This window comes from Roseateles terrae (assembly GCF_014192155.1).
GTDB lineage: Bacteria > Pseudomonadota > Gammaproteobacteria > Burkholderiales > Burkholderiaceae_C > Roseateles > Roseateles terrae.
Map to the genome: position 1 here is coordinate 945,854 of NZ_JACHXO010000001.1, position 12,879 is coordinate 958,732.

The 12,879-nt window shown below is 65.7% G+C and carries 8 protein-coding genes; 6 read left to right on the plus strand and 2 right to left on the minus strand.

Annotated elements, in window-relative coordinates:
- Positions 1 to 127: 127 nt before the first annotated feature.
- Both FHS28_RS03915 and FHS28_RS03920 read left to right on the plus strand, forming a co-directional pair.
- A complete protein-coding gene (locus tag FHS28_RS03915; RefSeq protein WP_088448996.1) occupies positions 128 to 3,163 on the plus strand; it encodes a TonB-dependent receptor in 3,036 nt (1,011 codons plus the stop codon).
- Positions 3,164 to 3,197: 34 nt separating this feature from the next.
- Positions 3,198 to 4,226 carry a cupin-like domain-containing protein gene (locus FHS28_RS03920; RefSeq protein ID WP_088448995.1) on the plus strand — a complete coding sequence of 343 codons (1,029 nt, stop codon included), beginning with the start codon at positions 3,198 to 3,200 and terminating at the stop codon, positions 4,224 to 4,226.
- 141 nt (positions 4,227 to 4,367) lie between these two features.
- On the opposite strand, the gene FHS28_RS03925 is transcribed toward FHS28_RS03920, so the two are convergent.
- Positions 4,368 to 5,786, minus strand: a complete 1,419-nt coding sequence (locus tag FHS28_RS03925; RefSeq protein WP_088448994.1) for a glycoside hydrolase family 30 protein — start codon at positions 5,784 to 5,786, stop codon at positions 4,368 to 4,370.
- Positions 5,787 to 6,244: 458 nt separating this feature from the next.
- On the opposite strand from FHS28_RS03925, the gene FHS28_RS03930 reads away from it, so the two are divergent.
- From FHS28_RS03930 to FHS28_RS03945, 4 genes are read left to right on the plus strand one after another with little or no spacing between them, the layout of a single operon-like run.
- Complete coding sequence (locus tag FHS28_RS03930; protein WP_088448993.1) at positions 6,245 to 6,967, plus strand: biliverdin-producing heme oxygenase; 723 nt, start codon at positions 6,245 to 6,247, stop codon at positions 6,965 to 6,967.
- A 6-nt stretch (positions 6,968 to 6,973) separates the two neighbouring features.
- Positions 6,974 to 9,298 carry an ATP-binding protein gene (locus FHS28_RS03935; protein WP_088448992.1) on the plus strand — a complete coding sequence of 775 codons (2,325 nt, stop codon included), beginning with the start codon at positions 6,974 to 6,976 and terminating at the stop codon, positions 9,296 to 9,298.
- A gap of 1 nt (position 9,299) precedes the next feature.
- A complete protein-coding gene (locus FHS28_RS03940; protein ID WP_088448991.1) occupies positions 9,300 to 9,758 on the plus strand; it encodes a response regulator in 459 nt (152 codons plus the stop codon).
- On the plus strand, positions 9,751 to 11,784 hold the full coding sequence (locus tag FHS28_RS03945) for a hybrid sensor histidine kinase/response regulator (protein ID WP_184294113.1): 2,034 nt from the start codon (positions 9,751 to 9,753) through the stop codon (positions 11,782 to 11,784). The genes FHS28_RS03940 and FHS28_RS03945 overlap by 8 nt, the downstream gene beginning before the upstream one ends.
- Positions 11,785 to 11,791: 7 nt before the next feature.
- Here the strand turns inward: FHS28_RS03945 and FHS28_RS03950 are convergent, their stop codons facing one another.
- Entirely contained in the window at positions 11,792 to 12,874 is a 1,083-nt protein-coding gene (locus FHS28_RS03950; RefSeq protein WP_088448989.1) for a TRAP transporter substrate-binding protein, read from the minus strand.
- Positions 12,875 to 12,879: the final 5 nt, after the last annotated feature.

A 12,879-nucleotide genomic window follows, 5' to 3' on the forward strand; every position in this document is an offset into this window, starting at 1 on the left:
AGCCGGTCGTTGCGACGTTGTAAAGAGCGTTTCATTTCGCCGATCGATCGGCTCCAGCCGCCGCGAATCGTTACTGTCCCCAACAGGCACGGTTCTGAACGACTGAGACTAATAACAGGAGACAACAATGACATCCGTGCCCTATTCGCTGACCCACGCGGCTCGCCATCAAGCCCGCCCCGTGGCCACCGCCTGCGCCCTGCTCTTCTTCGCTGCCGCGCATGCGCAGGCTCAGACCCCCCAGGCGCCTGCCGCCCCCGGCAGCGCTGCATCGGCTGCAGCCACGGACGCCAAGACCGATGCCCAGCTCGGCACCGTCGTCATCACCGGCATCCGTCAGTCGCTCGACACCTCGCTCAACCTCAAGCGCCAGCAGCGCGGTGTGGTGGACGGCATCGTGGCTGAAGACATCGGCAAGTTCCCCGACACCAACCTCGCCGAATCGATGCAGCGCATCTCCGGCGTGTCCATCGACCGCTCGATGGGTGAAGGCTCACGCGTCACCGTGCGCGGCGTCGGCCCCGACTTCAACCTGGTGCTGCTGAACGGCCGCCAGATGCCGGCCTCGTCGATCGAAGCCACCTCCGCCTCCAACTCCCGCGCCTTCGACTTCGCCAACCTGGCGTCCGAGTCGGTGTCCGCGCTGGAGGTGTACAAGACCAGCCGTGCCAGCACGCCCACCGGCGGCATTGGCGCGACGATCAACATCAAGACCGCCCGTCCGCTGGACACCAAGCGCACCGTCGCCAGCATCGGTCTGAAGGCCGTCCATGACGAAGGCAATTCGCGGCTGCCCGACACCATCAAGGGCAGCAGCGTGACGCCGGAAGTCTCCGGCATCTACAGCACCACCTTCGGCGACGGCCGCTTCGGCCTGGCCCTGTCCGGCAGCTTCCAGCGCCGCGACGCCGGCTACAACAGCGCCGGCGTGCCCGGCGGCTGGCTGCCGATCAAGGGCGATGAAGTCACCTACGGCTCGATTCCCCTGCCCGGCCAGCCCGGTGCCGACCGCATCACCAACCGGCCCGGCCCGAATGACGTCTATTCGATTCCGCAGAACGTCAACTACAACATGAACGGCGTGCGCCGCGAGCGCACCAACGGCCAGATCACCTTCCAGTTCGCGCCCACCCGCGACCTGACGACCACGCTGGACTACACCGCGTCGCAGAACAAGGTGCACACCCGCCGCAACGACATGTCGGCCTGGTTCAGCTTCGGCCCGTCCAGCAGCTCCTGGACCAACGGCCCGGTCGCGGCTCCGCTCACCTACACCGAGCTGATCGCCGGCGGCAATGCCGACGTGGCGATGGCCGGCAGTGACTTCGCCACCAAGAACACCAACAAGTCGCTGGGCTTCAATGTCGACTGGAAGGCGTCCAACCGGCTGCGCTTCGAATTCGACGCCCACCACTCCACCGCCGAATCCGGCGCGGACAGCCCCTGGGGCAGCAACAACGTCATCGGCACCGCCAGCTTCAATCGCGGCCAGACGACGGTGGACTTCAGCCAGGACCTGCCCATCCTGATCATGCCGACCACGCAGCGCGATGCGACGCAGCAGCAGGTCACCGGCTCGTCCTTCCGCAACAGCTACATGAAGAGCCAGGTGGACCAGCAGCAGGTCCGCGGCAGCTGGACCATCGACGACGACTCCAAGCTGGACTTCGGCGTCGGCCTGTCCAAGGTGCGCAACCGCTCGGCCTATTCCTTTGTTCAGCTGGACAACTGGGGCGGCACCGAGAACGGCTGGCTGAACTATCCGGACTCGGTCTGGATTCCGCAGGACCTGCGCAATTTCTTCGGCAAGATCAATGGCGTGAACGACCCGCGCCTGTTCACCCAGTTCTTCACCTTCGACTTCGGCAAGATTCGCCAGCTGGCGTCGGACTCGTGGGGCGATCCGTCCAAATACCTGGCGACGGACACCTTCTCCACCGACCGCCGCACCACCGAGAAGTCCACCAGCCTCTACGGCGAATACACCCGCGACTGGGAACTGGGCGTTCCGATGAGCGCGACCGTCGGCATGCGGTATGAGCGCACCAAGGTCGACTCCAGTGCGCTGGTGCCCATTGCCACCGGCATCTCCTGGGGTTCCAACAACGAGCTGACCGTGCTCAAGGGAGCGCCCGGCTTCACCGCCCTCAGCGGCAAGTACAGCTACTGGCTGCCCAGCATCGACTGGCAGGCCGACCTGACCGACAAGGTCAAGCTGCGCGCCAGCTACGGCACCAGCATCGGCCGTCCCGGCTGGGATGCGATCCAGGGCGGGCAGACCCTGAACGACCTGGCCCGCCTGAGCGGCGGCACCGGCGCGCAGGGCAATCCCAGCCTGAAGCCGCTGAAGGCCAAGAACATCGACTTCTCGCTGGAGTACTACTACGCCAAGTCCAGCTATGTGGCGGCCGGTGTCTTCCGCAAGAACATCAGCAACTACATCGGCTCGACGCTCGAGACCGCCTCGCCCTTCGGCCTGCACACCCCCGTGGGCGGCAAGTACTACAACGAAGCGGCGTCCACCGGCGGCTGCGGCACCGACATCACCTGCATCCGGGACTACATCCTGAACCGCTACAACGGTCAGCCCGGCGTGACCAAGACCGGTGACAGCAACGGCCATGCGCTGGGCACCATCACCGGCCAGGCGGACGATCCGGTGGCGACCTTCCAGATCACCACCCCGGCCAACACCCAGTCCAACAGCCTCAAGGGCATCGAGCTGAATGTGCAGCATGCCTTCGGCAACTCCGGCTTCGGGGTGGCGGCCAACTACACCAAGGTGAGCTCCGGCCTGAAGTACGACAACATGAGCTTCACCCAGCAATATGCGCTGGTGGGCCTGAGTGATTCGGCCAACCTGGTCGGCTTCTATGAAGACGCGAAGTTCAGCGTGCGAGTGGCCTACAACTGGCGCGACAAGTTCCTGGCCGCCGTGAATGACGGCAATCCGCTGGGCCGCTCGGCGCCTATCTTCACCGAGCCCTACTCGCAGGTGGACGTGAGCGTCGGCTACAACTTCACCGAGAAGCTGAGCATGCAGGCGGAAGTGATCAACCTGGGCGACTCCATCCTGCGTCAGCATGGACGGACCGAGCAGGAGGTGTACGCGGTCACCCAGACCGGCCGTCGTTATATGCTGGGACTTCGCTACAAGTTCTGATCCCGCGTTCCGCGGGTGATCCCTCCGACGCCCCATGCAGCCCATCCGAGAACTCAGCGGCCTGACCCCGGGCCAGACCCCCACCGGCCTGACCGAGGCCGCGACGCCGGTGGTGATGCGGGGGCTGGTGTCCCACTGGCCGGTGGTGACCCAGGCCCTGCGTTCGGATGCGGCGGTGGCGGACTATCTGCAAGGCTGCTGGCGCGGTGCGCCGGTGGCCATCATGACGGGTCCGCCGGAGATCGATGGACGGATCTTCTACAACAACGATCTCACCGGCATGAACTTCGGCCGGGCGGATGCCCCGTTGCCGGCCCTGCTGCAGGAACTGCTGCGGGTCCGCACCGAGGCGCGGCCGCCCTGCTATTACGTGGGGTCCACCACGCTGGAAGACTGCCTGCCAGGCTTTCAGGCGCAGAATGCCTTGAGCCTGCAGGCACTGGCGGCGCCGGGGGAACAAGCGCCAGATGCGCTGGCCAGCGTGTGGCTGGGCAATCGCAGCCGCATCGCCCCGCATTACGATCTGCCGGACAACATCGCCTGCGTGGCGGCAGGCCATCGCCGTTTCACGCTGTTCCCGCCGGAGCAACTGCCCAATCTCTATGTGGGCCCGATCGACTTCACCCCGGCCGGTCAGCCGGTGAGCCTGGTCGATCTGAAGCATCCCGACTTCGAGCGCTTTCCGCGTTTTGCGCAAGCGCTGGCCCATGCCCAGGTCGCCGAACTGGCGCCCGGGGATGCGATCTACATTCCCAGCATGTGGTGGCACCAGGTCGAGGCGCTCGACCCGTTCAACCTGCTGATCAACTACTGGTGGCGACAGTCACCGGCCCATATGGATCCGCCGGTGCTGACGCTGATGATGGCGCTGCTGTCCCTGCGGGAACTCCCCGAGCCGCAGCGTCGGGCCTGGCAAGGCTTGTTCGATCACTACGTGTTCAATGCCGGACCGGACACCGCCTCGCACATCCCGGAAGCGGCCCGCCATGCGCTGGCGCCGCTGACGCCTCAAGGTGCGGCGAACCTGCGCAGCCATCTGATTCATCGCTTGCAGCAGCGCTGACGGTCCGGCGATCGCGTGCCACGACGGGGGTGCCCTGGACGGCGAATGACGCCCATGGTGTCGATGGCGGCGGCCGCAGCGGCGGCAAGGACGATGGGCACCCCGCCCGCCCGACGCCGCCTACGCCACGCCCCCAAAGACTCAAGCTGTCAGCTCGAAACTCGCGATGGCGCGCGGAGGCAAGGTCACCACCGTTGCCATCCCGTCGATGCGCAGCACGAACTGCGGCGCGTGCTCGGTGCGGTTCATCACCACCACGGCCACGCGACCGTCTTCATTGAGCGCGGCCGTGCACGCCAGGAGCTCGGTACTGGCCGAGCACAACACCCGCTGCGCGCCGGGACGGATGAAGCGGCTGAAGTGCCCCAGGTAGTCGAAGGACGCCTGCGGCTCCAGGCGGCCCCGCGCTCGGTCGGCGAGCATCGGCGCGCTGCAGAAGTTGCCCACATGGTTCGGGCCGCCGGTGTCGTCCAGCAGCAGGTTCCAGTCGATCCAGCCCACGGTCCAATGATTGAGGTCGCTGAGGATGCTGCGCGCATAACGCTCGGCCGGTGCCCATTCCCCGCGATGCGGTCCGCCTTCCTGGCAGCCCTCCGTGAACAGCAGCTGCTTGTCTGGATAGGCATCGTGCAGCAGGCCGACATGGTCAAAATGGTCCTCCACATACCAGTGGAATCCGCAACCCCAGACATAACGGGCCGCTTCCGGATCGCTGTAGACCACGTCGGCACGCTGCACCATCTGGTCCCGGTTGTGATCCCAGATGACGATGCGGATGTGGCCCAGCCCCGCCGCGTGGAGCGCAGGACCAAGATGGTCGCGGACGAAATCCCGTTCCTGCTCGGCGGTGTAGACGCAGGAATCCCAGCGCTGGGTGGCGTCCGGCTCGTTCTGCACCGACACGCCCCAGATGGGCACGCCTTCCGCCTCATACGCCTGGATGAACCGCACGAAGCACTGCGCCCAGGTGGCGGCATGTTCCGGCAGCAGCGTGCCGCCGTTGTTCATCTCGCCATTGCTCTTCATCCACGCCGGTGGACTCCAGGGGGACATCAGCAGCTTCATCGGCCGTCCCGCCACCGCCATCGCGGCCTTGATCATCGGCAGCAGCGCTTCGCGGTCGCGGTCGATGTTGAAGTGCTGCAGAGTGGCGTCACCCGGCACTGCGGCGTGCGCATAGTTGCCCAGTGAGAAGTCGCAGCTGTTCATGTGCACCCGGTTGAACGTGTAGCCATGGCCCTGCACCGGATCAAAGTAGCCTCGCAGCAAGGCCTCACGCTCGGCCGGCGGCAACTGCCGCCAGGTGACCGCTGCCGCTTCGGTGAAGGCGCCGCCGAAACCTTCGATGCGCTGAAAGCGCCGCCCGGTGTTCACCACCAGCTTGGGCATGCGTGCGGTGGGCGCATCGGCCAGCAGTTCGGCCACTGGCTGCAGGTTCAGGGCTGCTTGCGGCTGCAGCCGCGTGCTGCTGGCCAGGTCGGCGCCTTTGGCAGTCAGCGTCCAGTTCAAGGTCTGAGGCAAGGTTCCGGTCGAGGGCCGGGTCAGGGGCGCAGGGGTCATTGGGGTGTCTCCGTCATGCTCGTTCTTTCAAAGCCGTCAGCTGATCCGCTTGAAAGCGCTTTCAGCTCATGCGAGCATAGCGGTCATGGGGAGACGGTCAAGCCAGGAGAACGCGCGTCACCTGCCGCAGTAAAACCACACCGCCGGCTCCCTGTTGCATCGATGGTGCGATTTGCGAATGGGCGCGCGCATGGCAATCGGCATGCCCACGCTGACATCCTCCCAGGAAGCGGCGTAAAAAATTTTTGAGAAGCGTGCGCCCGGCTGGTGCACACCGTGGGGCGAGTCCTCCAATTCGGTGATCCCGGGGCCGAGTGGCAGCCTTTGTCTCCATAATGCGTTGTATGACTGCGCCGCCGGGCTCCTTGGAAGATCCCTGCGGCGCACGTGCTTGAGCGCAACGCGGCGCCCCAGGCATCGACTGCGCCCAGTGGCGCTTTTTCGCTCACACGGATTCAATGACTTCGACCGACGCCGACCTGCTGCCCCGCCTTCGCCACAGCACAGGACCGCTGCACGACCGCATCGAAGCGCTGCTCCAGCTGGAAGCGCCGATGCCCCTGGATCGATACGGCCGCATCCTGCGCGGTTTTCATGAGTTTCTTCACCTGTGGGAACAGCGAGTGCATTTCGCACTACCGCAGCCCCTCAAGCCCTGGTTCCTGGAGCGCCGCCGTGCGCCCCTGGCCCAGCAGGACCTCGACGCTTTGGCCGTGCCGGATGCGCCAGACCTTCGCCAGTCCGCCCGGGCCGCGCAAGCGCTGATCCGCCTGGACAGCCCAGCCGCCGCCATCGGCGCGCTGTACGTCCTGGAAGGCAGCGCTCTGGGGGGACAGGTGCTGGTGCCGCAACTCACCCGTCACCTGGGCCTGCGTCCGGACCACGGCACGCGTTACTTCCACGGCTTTGGTGAGCGCACAGGCGCCATGTGGCGGGAATTCCGTCAGCTCGCCCAGCAGCATGCGGGCACGGACGCGGCTTCGCAGTCAGACGCGCTGCGCGGCGCGGCGCAGACCTTCGAGGCGCTGCTGCATACCTTCGCTGCGCTCGACGGACAGACACTCACCGACAGTTCGGCGCAGACGCCGCCGCGGATGAAGGCTTCATCGCCACCGTCTCCCCCGCTCCCGTCCACCACGTCGCCGGACGCCGTCCAGCGACAGTCTCAAGCCTTGGCCTGATCCGCCATGCCCACCCAGTTGACTTCAGACCAGCTGGCGCAATGCGCCAATGAGCCCATCCGCATCCCCGGAGCGATTCAGCCACACGGCTGGATCGCCGTGGTGACCCTGCGTACCGGCGACCTGCTGGCCTACAGCCAGAACTGGCAGACGCTGCTGCAGCGCGACGCCGCAGACCTTCCGAGCCTTGTGGAAGACACCTTGCGTGAGGCCATTGAACTCCGGCACACCCTGGTGGACGGTGAGGGCCCGGTGTCCTGCGGCGTTGTGCTCATCGACGGGCAGCGTCTGCACGTCTCCGGCCACCGGATGGGCGACGTCGCCTACCTGGAGGTCGAGACCGATACGCTGGACGCAGGCACCCGCGCGCCCATCTACAGCCTCGCCCGTCATCTGGTGCCCAGGATGCAGCTCACCGATTCGGTGGAGCAGATCTGCCGCATCGTGGTCCAGGAGATGAAGCGTCTGACCGGCTTCGGCCGCTGCCTCATCTATCGCTTCAACCACGACGGCCATGGGGAAGTGCTGGCCGAAGCGCTGGAGCGTGGGTACGACAGTTATGCCGGCCACCGCTTCCCTGCGGCAGACATTCCCGCGCAAGCCCGCGCGCTTTACCGCACCAACCACATCCGCCTGATCGCCGACGCCCACTACGTGCCGGTGCCGGTGCAGTTTGTTGATGGCCGTGACCCCACGTCGCTCGACCTCTCCCAGTCCGCCTTGCGCAGCGTCTCGCCGGTGCATCTGGAGTACATGCGCAATATGGGCACGCTGGCATCGATGTCGGTGTCCATCATCGTGCGCGGCGAGTTGTGGGGACTGGTCTCCTGCCACGACCATCAGCCGCGGCATCTGTCCTGGCAGACCCGCATGGCGTGCGAGCATCTGGGGCAGCTGCTGTCACTGCAGATCGAGGCCAAGGAAGAAAACGAGCGGGTGACCGAGCAGTTGAGACTGCGCCAGCTCACCCTCTCCATCGTGGCCCACCTGGCGGACAGCGACGCGACCCTGCAGCTGCTGATGCAGGAGCCGGGTCCGCTGTTGCGACTGGGCCGCGCGTCCGGTGCTGCGGTGATCCTGAACGAATCGGCCTGGTCGGTGGGCGAAGCACCGCCGGCCGCGGTGCTGGTGGAGCTGGGCCAGTGGCTTTCCGCCCGCATCGACGAGGTGGTCCATTGCGATCGCCTCGCAGTGGATGCACCGCATCTGGCAGACGATCTGGGCGGCATCGCGGGCCTGCTGGCCATTTCCATCTCCAAGCTGCACCGGCATTACATCGTCTGGTTCCGGCCGGAGATCGTGCAGACCATCGTCTGGGCCGGCGACCCGCGCAAGGAAATGCATGTCGGCCCGGATGACCGGCTGCACCCGCGCCGAAGCTTCAGCAGCTGGCAGGAACAGGTGCGTGACCGTGCGCTGGCCTGGACACCGGGCGAGATCCATGCAGTGCAGGAACTGCGGCAGGCGCTGATCGGCATCGTGCTGCGCCGCGCCGAGGAACTCGCCGAAGTGGCGATGGAGCTGGGGCGTGTCAACAAGGAGCTGGAGGCGTTTTCCTATACCGTCTCCCATGACCTGCGCGCCCCGATGCGCCATATCTCCGGCTTCGTCGACCTGGTGCTGGAAATGGACGGCAGCGGCCTGACCGATCGTTCCCGCCGTTACCTCGCGCATGTGAAGGAAGCCTCCGCGCATGCGGGCCATCTGGTGGATGCGCTGCTGGACTTCTCCCGCATGGGCCGGGCGGCGCTCAAGCCGGTGTCGGTCAACACCGCCCACCTGGTGGACGACCTGATCGCCGAGCAGACCACGCTGGCCAAGGACCGCACCATCGAGTGGGACATTGAACGACCCCTGCCCCGGCTGTGGGCGGACCCGGTGCTGATCCAGGTGGCCCTGCGCAACCTGATCGGCAATGCGGTGAAGTACACCCGCCCGCGCCATCCGGCGCGCATCCGCATTTCAGCGCTCAAGACGCAGGACGGCGTCGGCCTGTCGGTGCGGGACAACGGCGTCGGCTTCCAGATGAAGTACGTGAACAAGCTCTTTGGCGTGTTCCAGCGGTTGCACCAGACCGACAGCTTCGAAGGCACGGGGATCGGGCTGGCCAGTGTCCGCCGCATCGTCGAGCGCCATGGTGGCCAGGTGGAAGCCTGGGGCCAGCCGGATGAAGGCGCCCGCTTCAGCCTCATTCTGCCCAATCGCGACTATGCCGCGGTGATGGCCTCCGCCCCCTCTGGCACGACAATTGCCCCTGTCGCATTCCCCGAGCTTTCGCCGCCCGGCAGTGGCACGACCTCCAACGCTCTCACCCTTCCCCTCGCTGATTGACATGCTCAAGCCCATCCTCCTTGTAGAAGACGACGCCCGCGACCTTGAGTTGACGCTGGTGGCGCTTGAACGCAGCCAACTGGCCAATGAGGTGGTCGTTGTGCGCGATGGTGCGGAAGCGCTGGACTATCTGAACCGCGAAGGCGTGCATGCGGATCGGCCCGAAGGCAATCCGGCGGTGATCCTGCTGGACCTGAAGCTGCCGAAGGTGAACGGACTGGAAGTGCTGAAGTCGGTGCGCGCCACCGAGTCGCTCAAGAGTGTGCCGGTGGTGATGCTGACCTCCTCCCAGACGGAGTCGGACGTGGTGCAGAGCTATGCGCTGGGCGTGAATGCCTACGTGGTCAAGCCGGTGGAATTCAAGCAGTTCGTCACCGCCATTGCCGACCTGGGTGTGTTCTGGGCGGTGTTGAATGAGCCGCCGCCTGGGTCGCTGCGAGCCAGCCGCCGTTATGAGTGATGTCGCGGCAGTCGCTGCAACCGCCGCAGCCGCTCCTGAACTAAGCCCGCCCCTGGAAATCCTGCTGCTCGAAGACTCGGCGTTCGATGCGGAGCTGTTGCAGGCTTCGCTCGAGACGACCCATCCCAGTGCGCGCGTGACCTGGGTGAAGGATGAAGCCAGCCTGCTCGGCGCGCTGGAGACGCAGCGTTTCGACCTGATCATCTCGGACTACCAGCTGCCCGGCTTCACCGGCAGCGATGCGCTGACGCTGGCCATGACGAAGGCGCCAGGCACGCCCTTCATCTTTGTCTCTGGCGTCATCGGCGAAGAGAACACGGTGGATCTGCTCAAGCGCGGCGCTACCGACTACGTGATGAAGGGCCGGCTGGCCCGGCTGCCGGTGGCGATCGACCGCGCCTTGCGGGAAGTGCGCCAGCGGGAAGCGCAGCGCATTGTGGAAGCACAGCTGCGGGAGGCCGATGCGCTTTACGCGCGGGTGGTGGATTCGCTGCAGGAATATGCGGTGATCCTGCTCGACACCGAAGGCCGCATCCGGGACTGGAACCGCGCTGCCACGACCATCTTTGGCCACCCGCTGGAGGCCATCCGCGGCATGTCCGCCGAAATCCTGCTGACGCCGGAAGACCGTGCGGCCCAGGTGCTGGACCACGAACTGGCCAAGGCCCTGACGCAGGGCTCCATCCGCGACGACCGCTGGCTGATGCGCCGGGACGGCTCGCGGCTGCGAGCCGAAGGCACCGTCACGCCGATTTACGCCAGCACGGGAGAGCCTTCCGGCTTCTCCAAGATCATTCGTGACGTGACGCTGGCCTTCGAAGCGCGAGAAGCGCTGCGTGAGGCCAAGGAAGAGGCCGAGCGCACCAGCGAGCTCAAGGAGCAGTTTCTGGCGGTGCTGTCGCATGAGCTGCGGTCCCCGCTCAGCGCCATCACCGGCTGGGCGGACATCCTCACGAATTTCTCCGATGCGCATCCGCTGCTCGGCAAGGCGGCGGCGGTGATCCGCCGCAATGCGCAATTGCAGGCCCGCATGATCAACGATCTGCTGGACATGAGCGCGGTGGTTGCCGGCAAGCTGGTGCTGCAGCCGTCGCCGGTCAATCTCTCCGCGCTCGCCGATGAGGCGGTACTGGCGGCGCTGCATGAAGCGCAGGCCAAGGGCGTCGCCCTGACCTGCCGCACCACCGGACCGGTCTGGGTGCATGGCGATACGCATCGGCTCTCGCAGGTGCTGACCAACCTGATCAGCAACGCCATCAAGTTCACCGACGGCGGCGGCTCGGTCGATGTCGAGGTCCGCAAGGAAGACGGTCAGGCGGTGCTGCGAGTGAAGGACACCGGCCGCGGCATTTCGCCCCAGTTCCTGCCCTATGTGTTCGACCGCCTTCGTCAGGAAGACGGTTCGTTCACCCGCAAGGCGGGTGGCCTGGGCCTGGGATTGGCCATTGCGCGGGCCATTGCGGAGCTGCATCAGGGCCGCATCCGCGCCGCCAGCCCGGGCCATGGCCATGGCTCGACCTTCGAGCTGAGCCTGCCGGCCATGCAGGGCAAGCCGCAGGTGCGCCCGCCCACGACCGAGCCGATGGCCCTGTCCGAGGACGCGCTCTCCGGCGTGCGGGTGCTGCTGGTGGATGACGAGGAAGATGCGCGCGAGGTGGGACAGGTAGCGCTCAGCCGCATGGGCGCCAAGGTTACGGTCGCTTGCAGTGCCACCGAGGCGCTGGAGATGATTCAGGCGCAGCAGTTCGATCTGCTGGTGTCCGACATCGGCATGCCGGAGATGGACGGACGATCCCTCATCCGCGCAGTACGACGCCTGCCCAACCGCAGCGCCAAGGAGCTGCCGGCCGTGGCGCTGACCGCCTTCGCCATGGTCTCCGACCGCCAGGAAGGTCTGGCGGCCGGCTTCCAGGGCTACGTGGCCAAACCCATCGAGATGGGTCGCCTGACCCGTGCCATCCGCGAGGTGCTGGATGGCAAGGCGTTCACGGGCATCGAGGAAGAGACCGAGAACCAGAACGACTGAGCTCCGATCAGAACCGCTGCTTCTGCATGAATTCGTCGAATCCCGATTCGGCAAAGCGGAACCAGAGGTTCTGGTCTTTACGGAAGGCGGCGTAGTCCTCGTAGACCTTCTTCCAGTTGGGATTCTTGGCGGAGATCTCGCTGTACAGCGCCATCGACTCCTTGAAGGCCTGGTTCATCACATCGGTCGGAAAACGCATCAGCTTGGTCTTGGCGGCCGCCAGTTCCTTGAGTGCGCCCGGATTGACCACGTCGTACTTGGCCTGCATGTTCACATGGGTGTAGGCCGAGGCCGCTTCGATGATGGCCTTGTATTCCGGGGTGAGGCTCTCATAGGCCTTGGTGTTGATGAAGAAATCGACCTGCGGGCCGCCCTCCCACCACCCCGGGTAGTAGTAGTACTGCGCCACCTTGTAGAAGCCCAGCTTGAGGTCGTCGTAGGGGCCGACCCATTCCGCAGCGTCGATGGTGCCTTTTTCGAGTGCGGAATAAAGCTCGCCGCCGGGCAGGTTCTGCGGCACCCCGCCCATGCGCTCGATGATGCGGCCGGCGAAGCCGCCGATGCGGAACTTCAGGCCCTTCATATCCGCCATCGACTTGATTTCCTTGCGATACCAGCCCGCCATCTGCGCGCCGGTGTTGCCGCCGGGGAAATTGATGATGTTGTAGTTGCGGTAGAACTCCCGCATCAGCTTGAGACCATTGCCCTGGTAGGTCCAGGCGGTCATCTGGCGGGAATTGAGGCCGAACGGGATCGACGCGCCAATGGCGAAGGTCTCGTCCTTGCCGAAGAAGTAGTAGGCGGCCGTGTGGGCGATCTCCACCGTGGCCTTCTGCACGCCGTCCACCACCTCAAAAGCCGGCATCAGCTCGCCCGGGGCATGCACGCTGATCTGGAACTTGCCGCCGCTGAGTTCACTGACCTTTTTGGCGAAGGATTCACCGGCGCCAAACAGGGTGTCGAGCTGCTTGGGAAAGCTGGAGGCCAGGCGCCAGCGCACATTGGCCTGGGCATGCACGATCGCCGGTGCGGTGCCCGCAGCCAGCACGCCCGCCATGCCGGCACCCTTGACGAAGGAACGTCGTTCCATGAGGG